The sequence below is a fragment of the Streptomyces sp. SAI-135 genome (assembly GCF_029893805.1).
GTDB lineage: Bacteria > Actinomycetota > Actinomycetes > Streptomycetales > Streptomycetaceae > Streptomyces.
The window spans coordinates 8,086,733-8,103,844 of record NZ_JARXYP010000002.1 but is presented as its reverse complement, the minus strand read 5'-3'; the positions used below and the strand labels follow the sequence as shown (position 1 = coordinate 8,103,844).

The window sequence follows — 17,112 nt, the reverse complement described above, 5'->3', positions numbered from 1 at the left end:
GCCCCGTCGGGGGCCCGCCGTGCCGTTGCGGGGATCACTGGAGCCAGCGGTTGCGGCTGACGAAGGGCAGGCGTGCCCACGCCTTGCCGAGTCCCCAGACCGCGCCGGCGCCCACGGCCGCCAGGGCGATCAGGACCACGGCGTAGATGAGGTGGTAGTCGACGAACGGGTTCGTCGACATGCTCGGCGTGCCGTCCGAGAGGTGCTTGGCGGGCGGCCACTCCGCGATCCACATCAGCGCCATCATCGCGGTACCGGCGACGGCGGCGAGCCGAAGGCCGATTCCCGCCATCACGGCCAGACCGATGCCCAGCAGACCGAGCATGAACAGCCAGTCCGCCCAGGCGTCCCCGGCCCACGCGTGGAAGGTGGACTCCATCGGACCGGCGGCCACACCGCTCAGGAAACCCTTGGTCGGCGAACCGCCGTCGATCCAGCCCTTGCCGGACTGGGTCGCGTAGCCGAAACCGAACGTCTTGTCCAGGAACGCCCACAGGAAGACGAACCCGGTCAGCAGCCGCAGTCCGGCGAACACGTACGCGCTGGTCGCCGTCGCCGTCCCGGCGGCCGCGTCAGCCGTTCCCGCCCGCCGCAGCGACGGGAACCGGAAACCTGCGTGTCGGTGCGGGTGATCGTGGACAGCCATGATCGTGATCCTTTCGGGGGTCGGTGCCGTTGACTCGTTCCTTGCACCGCCCACTCTGCTCGCCCCGGGGCACCCGCGCCGCAGGCCGAAGGTCGGGACCCAGAGGGCTGAACGGCCCTTAACCGGGGACCTGTCGGGCCGGGACGTACCCGTCGCGTCCCCATGGCGAGCCACCGCCCGCCCGTCGTCCGCGTGGCCGGCGAGGCCGCCGGTACCGGGCACGTCCTCCTGCGCGCGCCCGCCGTAGGCGCGCACGTGGCCGTGCTCGTCGTACGCCTGTCCGGCCGCGCCCCGCGAAGCCGCGACGCACGGGAGCCGTCATCGGTGGACGAGCCGCTTCGCCCCCCGCACGAGGAGTTCGACCAGCAGCACCGTGGCCGCCGTGGCCAGGCACAGGGCCCACTGGGCCAGGTCGAGCGGTTGGGTGCCGAACACCGTGCGCGCCCACGGCACATGGACGGCGGCGATCTGTACGACGAGGACGCCCGCCAGGCACCACCACAGGGTGCGGTTGCGCAGTTGCCCGCGGCCGAGCAGCGCGCCGTGATCGGCGCGGGCGTTGAGCGAGTTGAAGAGCTGGAACAGGACGAAGGTGGTGAACGCCATCGTCAGTGCGGTGTCAGTACCGGCCCAGGGCCGGGCGAGGGCCAGCAGTCCGACGGTGCCCAGGGCCATGACCGCGCCCGCCCTGCTGATCGCGACGAGACGGCGGGCGTCCAGGATGCGCTCGCGCGCATCGCGCGGCGGGTGCCGCATCACGTCGTCGTCGGCCGGATCGACCGCCAGCGCCATCGCCGGCGGCCCGTCCATGATGATGTTGATCCACAGGAGTTGGGCCGCCGTCAGCGGCGCGGGCAGTCCGGCCGCCGAAGCGCCCAGCAGGGTCAGGATGGCGCCGATGTTGGTGGCCAGCTGGAAGCGGACGAACTTGACGATGTTCGCGTAGATGGCGCGCCCTTCGCGCACGGCGCGCACGATGGTGGAGAAGTCGTCGTCGGTGAGCACCATGTCGGCGGCTTCCTTGGCCACGTCGGTCCCGGTGACTCCCATCGCCACCCCGATGTGCGCGGCCCGCAGCGCGGCGGCGTCGTTGACGCCGTCACCGGTCATGGCGACGACATGGCCCCGCTCGGACAGCGCCCGCACGATGGCGACCTTGTGCTCCGGGACGACGCGGGCGAACACCCCGATGCCGTCGATGCGCCGGGAGAGCTCTTCCGGTTCCATCCGGTCGAGGTCCGCCCCGGTCACCACGTCTCCCTCGACGTCCAGTTCACGCGCGATGGCCGCGGCGGTGTCCGCGTGGTCCCCGGTGATCATCTTGACGGTCACACCCGCCGTGCGGCACAGGGCGATCGCGTCCCGTGCCTGCGGGCGCGGCGGATCGGCGATCCCGGCGACGGACACGAGGGTCAGGCCGGGCAACGACGCCGGATCCGGCGCCCGGTCCACGACGGCGGTGGCCGCGCCGAGGACGCGCAGTCCCGAGCCTCCCAGGTCCCGGGTCACGTCCAGGATCTCGCCGCGGCACCGGTCGTCGAGCTCGCTCACCCCTTCCTCCGTCACCGCCCGGGAGCACAGCCCCAGCAGCACATCCACGGCGCCCTTGACGTAGACACGGGTCCGACCGTCCGGCTCTCGGTGGAAGGTGGCCATGTACTTGGTGGCCGCGTCGAAGGGCAGCTCACCGGTGCGCGGCAGTTCGGCCCGCAGCCCGTCGGCGTCCAGGCCCGCCTTGGCGGCGAGGACGAGCAGAGCGGCCTCGGTGGGGTCGCCGACGAAGCCCTCGTCGGTCAGGTGCGCGTCGTTGCACAGGGCGAACGGCAGGATCGCGGACACCAGAGCCCCTTCGGACCCTCGTACGTCGCCCTTGGTGCCGTAGCCCTCGCCGGTGACCTCGTGGACCTGTCCACCGGCCCAAAGAGCCCGCACGGTCATCTCGTTGAGGGTCAGGGTGCCCGTCTTGTCGCTGCACACGACCGTGGCCGAGCCCAGTGACTCCACCGAGGCCAGCCGTTTCACGATGGCTCCGCGGTGGGCCATGCGGTACACACCGAGCGCCAGGGTCAGCGCCAGGACGGCCGGCAGCCCTTCGGGGATGGCGGCCACGGCCAGGGCCACCGCGCGCAGCGCGATGTCCGCGAGGTCCTCGCCACGGACGAGGGCGACCAGCGCGTAGGCGACGACCGCGACTCCGCTGAGCAGGGCGAGCCGCCTGCCGAGACTGTCCAGCTGGAGCTGGAGCGGACTGGGCGGTTCCGGGCCGGTGCGCAACGCCTCGGCTATCGACCCCAGTTCGGTGCGCATACCGGTGGCCGTGACGATCATCTCGGCGCGGCCGCGGGTCAGCGCCGTGTTCATGAACAGCATGCCGGTCCGCTCGGCCAGCGGCACCGGGCCGGTCGCCCCGGTGTCCTTGGCGACCGGCTGGGACTCGCCGGTCAGGGCCGCCTCGGCGACCTCCACCGTCTCCGCGACGACCAGGCGCCCGTCGGCGGGCACGCGGTCTCCCGCCTCCAGCAGGACCACGTCCCCGGGCACCAGGGTGTCCGCCTCCACCAGCTGCTCCATGCCGTCGCGGCGGACCCGCGCGGTCGGCACCAGCATCCGGCGCAGGGCCTCCAGGCTGCGCTCGGCACGCCGTTCCTGGAGGTAGCCGAGGACCGCGTTGATCTGGAGGACGACGGTGATCACCAGTGCGTCCCTGATGTCGCCGATCGCGCCGGCGACCAGGGCGGCACCGATCAGGATGCCGATGAGCCAGTTGCGGAACTGGTCCAGGAACTTCAGCCACTCCGGTCGCCGGGCGGGTTCCGCGAGCCGGTTCGGGCCGTGGGCGGCGCCCCGTTCGACGACCTGCCGTGCGCTCAGGCCGGCGTCCGGGTCCGCACCGAGGGCGGCCGCCACCTGTGCCGGGGTCAGCAGGTGCGGGTCCCGGATCTCCGCCCCCGCGGGGTTCCGCTCGGTCTCTGCGACGGCCGGGCCGTTCACGGTCACGCCTTCCTGGGCGGGACCACGACGACGGGGCGGTGCGCGTGGTCGACGAGCGTCCGGGCCGCGGAGAGGCGCAGGGTGTCGGTGATCCCGTGCCGTGCCCCGATCACCACGAGTCGGGCGGCGGCGCTCGCCTCGACGAGGGCGCGCCCCGTCCAGGAGCCCGTGCGTCGGCGGTGCACCAGGACGGCGGGGTGTTTCCTCCGCAGTACGGACAGGGGCCGCGCGGTGCGGGTACCGCGACGCAGGACGAGCAGGTCGGTGCCGCGTCGGGCGGCCGGCGCGAAGGCGGACTCGGCCGCCTCCCCTGACGTGTCGTCACCCAGCACCACAGGGCCGTACGGATCGCTTCTCCCCCCGACCACGAGCAGGGGGCAACGGCCGCGGGACGTCAGCTGGCCGGCGGCGGAGCCGGGCAGCCGGCCGCGGGCACCGGGCGCCTGGCGGCCGCCCACCACGGTGAGTGACGCCGTGTGCGACTGCGCTGCCGGCAGGGCCGCCGGCTCGCCGATCGGGACGGCTGGTGGGGCAGCACGCCGTTCTCCGAGGAGGGCTGGCGGCCTCGCGGGCGTCGCGGCCCCGTCCCGATCGCAGGGCGGCACTCCGGGCGCGAGGTGCGCTGGTACCCAGGTGCGGGCGTGGGTCGGCCTGAGCCCCTCCTTCGCCGCCGCTTCCACGGCGGCCGGGCTCGACGGCGAACCGCCGACTGCCACCAGGACCGGACCACTCATGTCAGCCCTCCCCTTCCGTTCTCCGGCCGTCTCCGCCCCAGGGGCGAGGGCAGCACCGAGCGGCCGGGGCCGGGGTACTTCCGTCGGCCGGGCCCCGTCCGACGTCCACGTCTCCACCCTCCGCTCGCCCGTGCGGCACCGCAGTGGGCCGGATGGACCCAAGGGCGCACCGTCCGGCCCTCCCCCGGCGGCCGGGCAGCGACGAACCTGGAGGTGGGAGACAGATGCGCGACAGCCTTGTGTCGCGCCGAGCTCCGGAGGTGTGCCATGACCGGACCCGTCGTCGTCGGACTCGACGGCTCCCCCGCGAGTGTCACCGCCACCTGGTGGGCTGCCCGGGCGGCCATGGAACGGCGGCTGCCCGTTCTGCTGGTGCACTCCTGGACCACTCAGCCGCTCAATGTGCCCATCCCTCAGGAGGCCCTCAGCAAACAGCGCTACGGCAGTCAGGTCCTGCACCGCATGGAGGCGGAACTGCTGCACCGTCACGCCGACCTGAAGCTGACCACCGAACTGGTGTCGGCCCCCGCCTCGAAGGCCCTCGTGGACCTCGGCGACAGCGCCGCCATGCTCGTGCTCGGTTCCCGCGGCCACGGCTCGGTGGCGAGCTTCCTGCTCGGCTCCGTCAGCCTGCACGTCCTGGGCCTCGCCCGGTGTCCCGCGGTGACGGTGCGTGCGAACGGCTCCGACGACCGGACCGACCGGTACGAGATCGTCGTAGGGGTGCAGGAGGCCGGAGCGGTCTCGGATCCGCTGCTGGAGTTCGCCTTCACCGCGGCCGAGGCGCGCGGGCAGCGGGTGCGCGCGGTGCGGGCACTGCCGCTGTCGTCCCTGGTGACCCACCCCCGTGGCACGCACCAGGACGAGGGTTACGAGGTGGACGAACAGGCCCGTCTGGCCGCCGCCGTGGCGCCGTGGCGGGAGAAGTTCCCCGCTGTCGCCGTCACCTACGAGGTGAGCAGGGGAACCGCGGCACAGGTTCTGCTGGCGGCCTCGGCGCACAGCGCGCTCACCGTGGTGGGCCGGCAGCGTCATCCGTCTCCCCTCTCGTGGAAGCTCGGCCCGGTCGCGCACGCGGCCCTGCACCACGTGTCGTGTCCCGTCGCCGTCGTCCCGCACGACTGAGCCCGTCCGAGGGGACCGTCATGGCCCGTGCCGTTGCGAGGAGTCCGCTGCGCCGGCTGTTCTCGTCACCGGGGCTCGAGCCGAGCCTGCTCGCCGTCACGGCGGTCGCGCTCGCCGCGGGTGGCGTCTTCCGGCTCGCCGGTGCCACCGGAGCGGCCGATCTGTGCTGGGGCCTCGGCACGGCCGTCGCCGTCGTCCCGGCCGTCGGCTGGGTGCTGGACGCACTGCGGCGCGGCCGCGCGGGCGTCGACCTGATCGCGGTGCTGGCGCTGGGCGGCACCCTCGCCGTGCGCGAGTACCTGGCCGGAGCGCTCATCGCGCTGATGCTCGCGACCGGCCGCAGCCTCGAGTCGGCGGCGCAGCGGCGCGCCTCGCGCGATCTGCGCGCGCTGCTGGAGCGCGCGCCGCGCACCGCCCGGCTGCTGACCGGCGACGGTGTGCGCACGGTGCCGTCCGCCGAGGTCGCCGTCGGTGATCTGCTGGTCGTCGGACCGGGAGAAGTGGTGCCCGTGGACGGCCGGGTGGCAGCAGAGGCGGCCGTCCTGGACGAGTCCGCGCTCACCGGTGAGTCCCTCGGTGTTCGGCGCGCCCAGGGCGAGCCGGTGAGCAGCGGGGTGGTCAACGCGGGCGGCGCCTTCGAGCTGCGCGCCACCGCGCGCGAGCAGGACAGCACCTACGCCGGGATCGTGCGGCTGGCCCGGGAGGCGGGCGCGGAGTCGGCGCCCGTGGTCCGGCTGGCCGACCGGTACGCGGCCTGGTTCCTGCCGCTGTCGGTCGCGGCCGCGGGCCTGGCCTGGTTGATCAGTGGTTCCGCCGTACGGGCGGTGGCGGTCCTGGTGGTCGCCACCCCCTGTCCGCTGCTCCTGGTGGCTCCGGTCGCCGTCGTCTCCGGTCTGTCACGGGCCTCCCGGCTCGGGGTGGTGGTACGTGACGGTGGGGCGCTGGAGAACCTCGGCCGCGCCCGGACCCTGATGCTCGACAAGACGGGCACCCTCACCGGCGGCCGTCCCCGCGTCCTCGACGTGGCGGCCGCGCCCGGCTGGCAGTCGGCCCAGGTACTGCGGCTGGCGGCCTCCCTCGACCAGTACTCCCCGCACGTCCTGGCCCGGGCCGTCGTGGAGGAGGCCCGTCGGCGCGGACTGCGGCTGTCCGCGCCGACGGACGTGTCCGAGGAACCGGGGCGCGGTGCCGTCGGGACCGTCGCCGGGCGCCGGATGGCCGTCGGCCGTCTTACCGAAGGCGCCGAACTGCCGGTCTGGGCCCGCTCGGTGGACAACCGGGCCCTGCTCGACGGGGCTTCCGTCGCGTGGCTGACGGTGGACGGCGTGCCCGTCGGTGCCGTCCTGCTGCGCGATCCGCTGCGCGCGGACGCGTCGCGTACACTGCGCCGGCTGCGTGCGGCGGGCATCGACCGGCTGGTGATGCTCACCGGGGACCGTCGTGAGCCCGCGCGTGAGGTCGGAGCCGTTCTCGGTCTGGACGGCGTGCGCGCCGGCCTCACTCCGGCCGGCAAGGTCGCCGCGGTACGCGCGGAACGCGAGCGCGCGGTCACCGTGATGATCGGCGACGGCGTCAACGACGCCCCCGCCCTCGCGGCCGCGGACATCGGCGTGGCGATGGGCGCGCGAGGTGCCACAGCCTCCTCCGAGGCCGCCGATGTCGTGCTGACCACCGACCGGGTGGACCGCCTGGCCGACGCCGTCGCCATCGCCGTACGGTCCCGGCGCATCGCGGTGCAGAGCGCGCTCGGCGGTATGGCGCTGTCGCTGGCCGCCATGGCTGCGGCCGCGTGCGGACTGCTGACGCCCGCCCTGGGTGCGCTGCTTCAGGAGGGCATCGACGTCGCGGTGATCCTGAACGCGTTGCGCGTGCTGCGCGACGACAGGGAGGGCCGGCCCCCGCTGGCGCCGGCCACGGAAGCGCTCATCCACCGTTTCGCGGCGGAGCACGACGACCTGCGGGACGTCCTCGACGCCGTACGGGACGCCGCCGACCGGCTTTCCGACGGCGCCGGACCGACGTCCCTCGCCGCGGTGGCCGAGGTGCACCGGCTGCTCACCGAACGACTGCTGCCGCACGAGTACGCCGAGGAGCACCAGCTGTATCCCGCGCTCGCCCCGGCCCTCGGCGGTCCCGAGGCGACCGCCACGATGAGCCGCGCCCACGCCGAGATCGACCGCCTGGCCCGCCGGGTCGCCACCCACCTCACGCTCTCCGGGCCGGACGGCACGCTCGCCCCGGAGCAGCTCGACGACCTGCGCGCCTGTCTGTACGGGCTGCACACCGTGCTGCGCCTGCACTTCACGCAGGAGGAGGAGAACTACTTCTCGCTCGCGCCATGAGGTGGTGCCGGCCACACCGGCCACCGGCACCCCGGGCGCATCCGACGGTTCCGCTCATCCGACGACCGGCAGATCCGGGCGGACCAGGGTGCCCGCCCGGCCGTGCAGCATTTCGTACGCGGCGTCCAGGGAGCCGATCGCGGCGAGGCCGCCGGTGCGTTCCACGAAGCGGGCGGCGGCCTCGGTCTTGGGGCCCATCGAGCCGGCGGCGAAGTGGCCGTGGCGCAGGGTGGTGGGGGTGGCGTCGTGCAGGGGGTGCTGGCGCGGGGTGCCGTAGTCGGCGTAGACGTGGGGGACGTCGGTGAGCACGAGGAGGAAGTCGGCCTTGAGGTCCTCTGCGAGGAGGGCGGCCGTGAGGTCCTTGTCGACGACGGCCTCCACGCCGGTGAGGGCACCGGTGTCGGGGTCGGCGACCACGGGTACGCCTCCGCCGCCGGCGCAGATGACGAGCGTGCCGCCGGAGAGCAGTTCGTGGATCGTGTCCGTCTCCACGACGCCGACCGGAGCCGGGGAGGCCACGACCCGGCGCCAGCCGGTGGTGTCCTCGGCGACCCGCCAGCCGTGCCTGCGGGCCAGCCGGCCGGCCGCCTCCCGTGAGTAGGTCTGTCCCACGAACTTCGTGGGCCGCAGGAAGGCGGGGTCGCCGGCCCGGACCAGGGTGTGGGTGACGAGCGCGGCGATCCGGTGCCCGGGCAGCGTGTCGTACAGGGCACGCAGCAGCAGCGAGCCGATCATGCCCTGGGTCTGCGCGCCCAGCAGGTCCAGCGGGTAGGGGGCGCTGAGGGCCGGGTCGGTGGCGCTCTCCACCGCGAGCAGTCCGATCTGGGGGCCGTTGCCGTGGGTGAGGACGACCTCGTGGTCGATGGCGAGGGCGGCGACCGCCGTGGCCACCCGGTCGATGTTGGCGGTCTGGACGTCCGCGTCGGGGCGTTCGCCGCGGCGGAGCAGGGCGTTGCCGCCGAGGGCGACGACGATGCGCATGGTTCAGTCCTCCAGGGTGGCGACGAGAACGGCCTTGATGGTGTGCAGTCGGTTCTCCGCCTGGTCGAAGACGAGGGAGGCGGGTGAGGAGAAGACGGCGTCGGTGACCTCGAGCGCGTCCAGGCCGTAGTTGTGCAGTACGTCCCGGCCGAGGCGGGTGCCGCAGTCGTGCAGGGCGGGCAGGCAGTGCATGAACCTGACGCCGGGGTTGCCGGTGAGCGCGAGCGTCTTGTCGTTGACCTGGTACGGCAGCAGCAGTTCTATGCGTTCGCCCCAGGCCTCGGCGGGTTCGCCCATCGACACCCAGACGTCGGTGTGCAGGAAGTCGGCGCCCCGGACGGCGGTCTCGACGTCCTCGGTGACGGTGATCCGGGCTCCGCTGTTCTCGGCGAGGGCACGGCAGTGGGCGAGCAGCGCGGCCTCGGGCCACAGCCGGGGCGGCGCGCCGATGCGCACGTCCATGCCGAGCAGGGCGCCCATCGCGAGGAGGGAGTTGCCCATGTTGTTGCGGGCGTCGCCGAGGTAGCAGTAGGCGATGTCCGACAGCGGCTTGGGGCTGTGCTCGCGCATGGTGAGCACGTCGCACAGGCTCTGGGTGGGGTGCGCGGCGTCGGTCAGGCCGTTGTAGACGGGCACCCCGGCGTGGGCGGCGAGTTCGGTGACGAGCGTGTGGGCGGAGCCGCGGTACTCGATCGCGTCGAACATCCGGCCGAGGACGCGGGCGGTGTCGGCGATGGACTCCTTGACCCCGATGTGGGTGTCGCCCGGGCCCAGGTAGGTGGTGGTGGCGCCCTGGTCGGCCGCGGCCCGCTCGAAGGCGCAGCGGGTACGCGTGGAGGTCTTCTCGAAGATCAGCGCGAGGTGCCGGCCGGTGAGGCGGGCCCGTTCGGTGCCGGCCCGCCGGTCGGCCTTGAGGCGGGCGGCGAGGTCGAGGAGATGGTGGATCTCGCGGGCGGTGAAGTCGAGTTCGCTCAGGTAGGAGCGGCCTCGCAGGTCGACGGTCATGGTGGTCCCCTCCGCTCGGTCAGGCGACCGCGTCGCGCTCGATCGGGCAGCTCATGCAGCGCGGTCCGCCACGGCCGCGGCCGAGTTCGGCGCCGGCGACGGTGACGATCTCGATGCCCTGCTTGCGCAGATGGGTGTTGGTGGTGACGTTGCGCTCGTAGCCGACGATCACTCCCGGGGCGACGGCCAGGAAGTTGCTGCCGTCGTCCCACTGTTCTCGCTCGGCGCCGCGGAGGTCCTGGGACGCCGAGAGCATGCGCACCTTGTCCAGGTCCAGGGCCTCGGCCAGTGCGGTGGCCAGGTCGAAGTCGGGTTGGACGTCGAAGCCGGTGGCGAGGGAGGTGCTGGGGGTGAGCGTCCAGGAGCGCAGGGTGTCGGCGAGGCCCGGGTAGATGGTGAACGCGTCCCGGTCGACCATGGTCACCACGGTGTCGAGGTGCATGTACGCGCGTGTCGACGGGAGTTGGACCGCGATCAGCCGGGATGCCGTGCCCGTGGCGAAGAGCCGGGACGCCAGGTTCTCCACGGCCTGGGCGGTGGTCCGTTCCCCCATGCCGACCATGACGGCGCCGTTGCCCAGGACATGGACGTCCCCGCCCTCCAGGGTGCCGACCGGGCCCTCCAGCAGCGGTGCCGGAGCGGTGGCCGCGAACATGGGGTGGAAGCGGTACACGGCCTGGGCGTGCAGGCTCTCGCGCCGCCGGGGCCGGCAGGGCCATCGGGTTGACCGACAGCCGGTCGTACACCCAGCAGGAGTTGTCTCGCGGGAAGAGATGGTTGGGCAGAGGGGTGAGCGCGAAGTCCTCGGTGTCGAGCGCGCTCCACACCAGGCTGTGGGGGCTGGTGATCCTCAGGTCGCTCTTGAGGATTCCGCCGATCAGATACTGCGCGAGGGTCTCTCCGTCCAGCTCCGCGCAGAGCTGCCGGACGGGATCGATCAGCGCCGGGCCGACGGTGGCCGGGGTGACGATCCGCTCCAGCAACCACTCCCGGGCGTGGGGGACGTCCAGGGTCTGCGCCAGCAGGTCGGCGAAGTAGTGCACCCGGACCCCGTGATCGCGCAGCACCTGTGCGAAGGCGTCGTGCTCCTCGCGGGCCCGCCTGGCCCACAGGATGTCGTCGAAGAGGAGCGCATCGACGTTGCGGGGGGTCAGCCGGGACAGTTCGAGTCCGGGTCGGTGCAGGATCACCTGGTGGAGCCGGCCGACTTCGGAGTCCACGTGGAAGCGGTTCATGACAATCCTTCCGGACGGCTCAGTCGTGGTGGCGGAGGAAGGACCCGCGGGGGCGGCGGGCCCGCGGGATCCGCGGGAGGGCCGACGGTGGTGTCTCGGGCGCCCGGGCCCGCGGGGCCCCCGGCGCGGCGGACGTCCCGGTGCCGTACTCGCCGCGGTCCCGCTTGAGCCAGACGTAGACCGGCAGGCCGAGCAGCAGCACGAACAGGCCGTAGTAGACGGTCTGGTAGCCGCTGCCCTGGATCGACCAGTAGGAGAAGGCCATGGCGAGTGCGGCGACGGTCCCGTCCCGGGCGAGGCGGCGCGGGCTCAGGTTGTCCCGGCCCCGGGCCAGCAGCCAGTACAGCTGGGCGGCGGCGGAGAACAGGTACGGGATCACGGCGGTGAGCACGCTCAGCAGCACGATGCGCGTGAAGACGTCCTCGAAGCGGGTGTAACTGAACACGGTGATCAGCGAGGCCAGTACGGTCGAGGCGACGATGCCGAAGGCCGGGACACCGCTCGTGCCGCGCAGCCGGGCGAAGGCCTCGGGGAAGAGCCCGTCGCGGGCGGCGGCGTACGGCATCTCCGCGCACAGCATGGTCCAGCCGTTCAGGGCGCCGATGCCGGAGACGACGGCGGCCGCGGCGACGGCGTCACCCGCCCAGGTGCCGCCGACGATGTTGTTGGCGGCGTCGGTGAACGGGGCGGTGGAGGCGCCGAGTTCGCCGTGCGAGACGGTGCCGAAGACCGCGAGGGTGCCGAGGAGGTAGATGACGGCACAGGCGAGGGTGCCGTAGACGGTGGCGCGCGGCACATTGCGCTCGGGATCGCGGACCCGGCCGGCGACCACGGAGGCGGCCTCCAGGCCGAGGTAGCTGAACAGGGCGATGGCCCCGGCGGCCGAGATCGCGCCGAGCGCCGACTGGTCACTGGCGTTGAAGGCGCCGAAGTTGTCCGGGTCGATGAACAGCAGACCGAGGGTGGCCATCAGGACCAGCGGGACGAACTTCAGCACCGTGGTGATCAGCTGGAAGGCGCCGGTGTTGCGCACTCCGCTGAGGTTGACCGCGGCCGGGATCCACAGCCCGACGAGCGCGATGAGGATCGAGAACCCGGTCCTGTGGCCGGTGTTGAGGAAGACCTCGACGTAGCCGACCCAGGCCACCGCGATCGCCGCGTTCCCGGCCCAGGCGGTGATCCAGTACGACCACGCGTTGAGGAACCCGGTGAACTCGCCGAAGGCCTCGCGGGCGTACACGTACGGGCCGCCGCTCGCCGGGACACGCCGGGACAGCGACCCGAACGTCACGGCCAGGGCGAGTGCGCCGAGGGTGACGGCGCCGAACGCCACGAGGGCGATGGGCCCGTAGGGTGCGAGCGCCGACGGCAGGGCGAAGACTCCGGTACCGATGATGCTGCCGATGACCAGCGCGGACGCGGCGGACAGGCCGAGTTGCGCTCCGGGAGCGGGCCTTGCCCCGCCCCTCGCCGACCTGGACATGGCTGTACTCCCTCTGCTCGAAGCCGCTGAGGTCTCCCTCCTGCTTCGATCCTTCTCCGCCACGTCCGGCCGGGTGAGCGGCCACAGGTCCCGCACCCGGGCCATTGGTCCCGGCGCGGGGTGCCCGCCCGGCCCGGATGTGTCCTCAGGAGTGCGGGACCACGGCCACCGGGCAGTCCACGTGGTGGACGACGGCGTGGGTGACGGGACCGGTACGGGGCCCCACGGGCCGCTCGGTGAGCCGGTGGCCCACGACGAGAAGGGAAGCACCGGAGGCGGCGCGCACCAGCACGGACTGAGCCCTTCCGGTGGCGACGGTCGTCAGGACCTCGACGTCGGGGTACTTCTCCTCCCACGCCCGCAGCCTGTCGTCGAGGAGTTCGCGCGACGGGTCCGCGGAGGCCTCGCGCGGTCCCGTGCCCAGCGGAGCACCGGCCTGCCGGGCATACACCGCCCGCAGCCGGGTGCCGCGCAGCCTGGCCTCCTCGAAGGCGAACCCGATCACCTCGTCGCACACGTCGGCGACATCGACGCCGAGCACCACGTCGCGACAACCGGTGCGCGTGGACGCGCTGCCGTCCGCCGCAGGCAGGTGTTCGTCAGCGGCCTCCTCCCCGGCCCGGACGAGCACCACGGGGCGTTCGGCCTTCGCGATCACGCCCAACGCCACGGATCCCACGAGGAATCCGGTGAAGCCGCTCAGCCCGCGCGAGCCCAGCACCAGCAGGTCCGCCTGCTCGGCGGCGCGCAGCAGCACCTCGGTGGCCGGGCCCTGTGCCGGCTCGTCGTCGAGGCGCGTGCCGGGGCTCGTCGCACGGACCCGGTCCTCCGCCTGCCGCAGGACCCGTCGCGCCAAGTGGCGCTGCACCGCGCCCGCCGACGCCTCCCGGCCGGCACCCGGGCCTCGTTGCCAGGCGTGCACCAGCCGCAGCTTCCGGCCCCGGCGCTGCGCCTCACGGGCGGCCCATTCGGCCGCGGCCAGGCTCTCGGCCGATCCGTCCACTCCTGCGATCACCGACGCGAGCATGACGTACACCTCACCCTCACTCCCACTGCTTCTCACGCCCAGCGTGGCGTCCCGCCGGGCGGCCGAGGAGGGGCCATCAGGGCTGTGCGCGGGGCCGTCCGGCCCCGGTGTTCAGTCGGTCAGCAGCAGGCGGACCGTCTCCCCCGGCCGCACGCAGACCGCGCGGTCCGGCAGTTGTACGTCGATGGGTGAGCGGTCGGACGACGGTACGGCGATCTCCAGCCGGCCGTGTTCCAGGCGCAGCCGTACGCCCCAGTGGCCCTGGTAGCGCAGGGCGAAGCCGTAGGACGACAGCTCGGGCAGCGGCACCGGGTCCAGCCACAGGGCGCCCTGGCGGGTCTCCAGCCCCGTCAGGCCACGCTGGACGAGGTCGAGGGTGCCGGCCATGGCGCCGAGGTGGATGCCCTCCCCGGTGGTGCCGCCCTGGACGTCGGCGATGTCGCCCTGGAGTGCCTCCTGGCAGAACTTCCACGCCTCGGCGCGCCGGGCCCGGGCCAGGATCCAGCCGTGGACCAGCCCGCTGAGCGTCGAGCCGTGGCTGGTGCGGTGCAGGTAGTGGTCGACGGTGCGGTGCCAGGTGTCGTCGTCCAGGCGGTATCCCAGGCGCTGGAACAGGCCCCGGAGTTCACCGGGTGAGAAGAGGTAGCCGAGCATCAGCACGTCGGCCTGCTTGGACGCCTGGTACCGGTTGACGGTGTCGCCCTCCGCCTCCAGGATCCGGTCCAGGCGCCGGATGTCGCCGTACTTCTCCCGGTAGCGCTCCCAGTCGAGTTCGACGAGGTCGCCGTAGCCGTCGAACTGGCTGATGACACCGCTGTGGAAGGGCACGTGCAGGGTGCGGGAGACGTCCTCCCACTGCTCCAGCTCGCCGCCGTCCAGTCCCGTGCGTTCGACGAGTTCCCGGCGGCGCGGCTCGGGCAGGTTCTCCATCAGCTCCAGCGTGCGGGCGAGCACCCAGGCGGCGGTGACGTTGGTGTACGTGTTGTCGTCGAGGCCGGGGCCAGGAGCTCCGGGGTAGGCCTCGTGGTACTCGTCGGGCCCCACCACGCCCCTGATCCGGTGGCGCCCGAGGCCCGCGTCCCAGACGGCGGAGTCGGCCCAGAAGCGCGCGATCTGCAGCAGCATCTCGGCGCCCTTGGTGTGCAGGAACTCCGTGTCACCGCTGGCCTGGCAGTACTGCCACACGTTGTACGCGATCGCCGAGCCGACATGGTGCTGGAGGTGCGAGTGGTCCGGCAGCCAGCGTCCGGAACGGGGGTTGAGGTGCAGCTGCTGGGTCTCCTCGCGTCCGTCGCTGCCGCTCTGCCACGGGTACATCGCCCCGCGGCGGCCCACCGCCCGGGCGGCGGTGCAGGCCCGTTCCAGGCGGCGGTGACGGTAACGCAGCAGGGCCCGGGAGACCTCGGGGAAGTGCAGGTTCAGATAGGGCAGGACGAACAGCTCGTCCCAGAAGACGTGCCCGCGATAGGCCTCGCCGTGCAGTCCACGCGCCGGCACCCCGACGTCGAGGTCCGCGGTGTGCGGGGACAGCGTCTGGAGCACGTGGAACAGGTGCAGGCGCAGGATGCGGCCCGACTCCCCGGGGACGTCGAGGTCGGCGCGGCGCCACAGCTGGTCCCACGCCGTCAGGTGCGATTCGAGGAGCTCCTCGAAGCCGGGTGCCCGTCCGACCCGCTCGACGGCGGCGTACAGCGGATCGCTGATGGCCGGGTCGCGCGAGGTGTGCAGGGCCACCGTCTTGTCGACGGTGACCGTACGGCCCGCCGACAGCTCCGGGCGCAGGCACTGGACGGCACGCAGCTCGTCGTGTCCGGGCGTCACCTCGGCCCCGGCGGTCAGCCGGGCCGCCATGCCGATCCGGATGTCCGAGGTGCGGGTGCGGCAGCGCAGCCACACCGTGTCCCCGGTGGCCGTACCGGCCTGCACATGGGTGAGATGACGGCCGTCGAGGTCGCGGTAGCGGGCCACACCGGAGTTCGTGACGCCGCCGTCGAGCGCCGCCTCGACCTCCAGCACGCCCGAGAATCCATGGGCCGTGAACTCGGTGCGCAGGGCGGCAAGATGAGGGTCCGCCATGTGCACCAGACGCTGCTGACGCACCTCCAGCTCCCGGCCCTCGCCGAGCCCGTACCGCGTGCGCCGCTCCAGCAGTCCGGAGTCCAGGTGCAGGTCCGTGCGGTGATCGAGGACGGTGGCGTTGTCGGGTGTCAGCCACTGCCCGCCGGGGAGGCGGAACCGCAGGGACAGCCAGTCGGGCACGTTGACCATGTCCTCGTTCTCGACCTGGCGGCCGGACACCTCGGAGGTGAGCCGGTTGTAACAGCCCGCGACGTACGTCCCCGGGTGGTGGACCTCGTCCGCGGCGCACTCGGGAAGCGCTCCCCGGGTGGCGAAGCGGCCGTTGCCCAAGGTGCACAGCGACTCCCGCAGCCGCTCGTCCGCGGGAACGTAACCCTCGTACTCCCAGGTCCAGCCCGTCACGTCGACCCTCCTCACACCAGCAGTTCCCCGGGAGCCTGCTCAACCGGGCCGACGCACGTTCACACCCGCTGGGGCACGATCGCCACCGGGCACTGCGCGTGGTGCAGCAACGTATGGGCCACCCGGCCCAGTTGCAGACCGAAGTGACCGGTCCGCCGACGCGCTCCGACGATCACCAGGTCCGCGGCGGCGGAGCGGTTCAGCAGCACCTTGCGCGCCGCACCCTCGACGGTGCTGCGGCGTACCCGGACCCCCGGGTGGTCGGCCACCGCGTCGTACAGCAGGGCGTCGAGCTGCGCGGACGCCCGCTCCTCGTGCAGGTGCGCCGGGTCCTCGGCCAGCCGGGGCTCGTCGGCGCCCTCGTGCGCGGGGCAGCGCCAGGAGCGTACGACGTCGAGAACGGCGCCGCGCGTCTCGGCCTCGCGGAAGGCGAAGCGCACGGCCTCACCGCCGGACGCGGGATCGCCCGCGCCGAGCACGATCCGTTCGTGCGTTCCCGCCACGCCGGCCTTGTCACCCCGGACCACGATCACCGGGCAGTGCGCCCGGGCCGCCACGGCCAGACCGACCGAACCGAGCAGCAGGCCCTTCAGCTCGCCGCGTCCCCGCGAACCCGTCACCAGCGCGGAAGCGTTGTGACCTTCGCGAAGAAGCGCGTCCACCGCCTCCTCGGGAACCACTTCCGCGGACACCTTCACGTCGGGGTTGCGCCGCTGGGCGCGCTCCGCCGCGGTCCCCACGATGTTCTCCGCCATCACCTGTTCGGTCGGACGGTCGAGGCCCGCGGAGGGTGCGACATCCTCGTAGCGCTCCCACAGCGATGCGTACACCAGCCTCAGCGGCAGGCCCTGGCGGGCCGCCTCGTCCACCGCCCAGTCGAGCGCGACCAGGCTCGAGTCCGATCCGTCGACTCCCACGATCAGGGGCAGCTCCACCGTCCCCACCACCTTTCGTCGGACCGCACGGGGCGTGCGGCACGGGGCTCCACCTTCACGGTCGCTCCGATGGCCGGTCTTCGCCAGGGGCCGTTCGGCCCCCGCGCGGGACAGCGGGGAACGACCC

11 protein-coding genes and 1 pseudogene are annotated in these 17,112 nt (G+C 73.2%); 2 read left to right on the top strand and 10 right to left on the bottom strand.

The window, feature by feature from the left end; all coding sequences use genetic code 11:
- Positions 1-34 precede the first annotated feature (34 nt).
- The 3 genes from M2163_RS41090 to M2163_RS41080 all read right to left on the bottom strand — a co-directional run bounded on the left by M2163_RS41090 (position 35) and on the right by M2163_RS41080 (position 4,371).
- Entirely contained in the window at positions 35-646 is a 612-nt protein-coding gene (locus M2163_RS41090) for a hypothetical protein (RefSeq protein WP_280847778.1), read from the bottom strand.
- A gap of 318 nt (positions 647-964) precedes the next feature.
- Positions 965-3,643, bottom strand: a complete 2,679-nt coding sequence (locus tag M2163_RS41085) for a cation-transporting P-type ATPase (protein WP_280847779.1) — start codon at positions 3,641-3,643, stop codon at positions 965-967.
- Positions 3,640-4,371 carry a universal stress protein gene (locus M2163_RS41080; protein ID WP_280896570.1) on the bottom strand — a complete coding sequence of 244 codons (732 nt, stop codon included), beginning with the start codon at positions 4,369-4,371 and terminating at the stop codon, positions 3,640-3,642. The genes M2163_RS41085 and M2163_RS41080 overlap by 4 nt, the downstream gene beginning before the upstream one ends.
- A 267-nt stretch (positions 4,372-4,638) precedes the next feature.
- Between M2163_RS41080 and M2163_RS41075 the strand changes: the two genes are divergently transcribed.
- Together M2163_RS41075 and M2163_RS41070 are read left to right on the top strand one after the other, a co-directional pair.
- A complete protein-coding gene (locus M2163_RS41075) occupies positions 4,639-5,496 on the top strand; it encodes a universal stress protein (RefSeq protein ID WP_280847781.1) in 858 nt (285 codons plus the stop codon).
- Positions 5,497-5,516: 20 nt separating this feature from the next.
- Positions 5,517-7,838, top strand: coding sequence for a heavy metal translocating P-type ATPase (locus tag M2163_RS41070; RefSeq protein ID WP_280896569.1), 2,322 nt, complete (start codon positions 5,517-5,519; stop codon positions 7,836-7,838).
- A gap of 54 nt (positions 7,839-7,892) precedes the next feature.
- On the opposite strand, the gene M2163_RS41065 is transcribed toward M2163_RS41070, so the two are convergent.
- From M2163_RS41065 to M2163_RS41035, 7 genes and pseudogenes are all read right to left on the bottom strand, one after another.
- On the bottom strand, positions 7,893-8,819 hold the full coding sequence (locus M2163_RS41065) for a carbamate kinase (RefSeq protein ID WP_280847783.1): 927 nt from the start codon (positions 8,817-8,819) through the stop codon (positions 7,893-7,895).
- A gap of 3 nt (positions 8,820-8,822) precedes the next feature.
- The gene (argF, locus tag M2163_RS41060; RefSeq protein ID WP_280896568.1) at positions 8,823-9,824 is read right to left on the bottom strand and encodes an ornithine carbamoyltransferase; all 1,002 of its coding nucleotides are present in this window, start codon (positions 9,822-9,824) and stop codon (positions 8,823-8,825) included.
- A 19-nt stretch (positions 9,825-9,843) separates the two neighbouring features.
- A pseudogene (locus tag M2163_RS41055) lies at positions 9,844-11,059 on the bottom strand (arginine deiminase).
- Between the two features lie 19 nt (positions 11,060-11,078).
- Entirely contained in the window at positions 11,079-12,542 is a 1,464-nt protein-coding gene (locus M2163_RS41050; protein WP_280896567.1) for an amino acid permease, read from the bottom strand.
- Positions 12,543-12,687: 145 nt separating this feature from the next.
- Entirely contained in the window at positions 12,688-13,569 is an 882-nt protein-coding gene (locus tag M2163_RS41045; RefSeq protein WP_280896566.1) for a universal stress protein, read from the bottom strand.
- A gap of 111 nt (positions 13,570-13,680) precedes the next feature.
- Positions 13,681-16,050 (bottom strand): glycosyl hydrolase family 65 protein, encoded by a 2,370-nt coding sequence (locus M2163_RS41040; protein WP_280847788.1) that lies wholly within the window; start codon positions 16,048-16,050, stop codon positions 13,681-13,683.
- A gap of 59 nt (positions 16,051-16,109) precedes the next feature.
- Positions 16,110-16,985 (bottom strand): universal stress protein, encoded by an 876-nt coding sequence (locus M2163_RS41035; protein WP_280847789.1) that lies wholly within the window; start codon positions 16,983-16,985, stop codon positions 16,110-16,112.
- Positions 16,986-17,112: the final 127 nt, after the last annotated feature.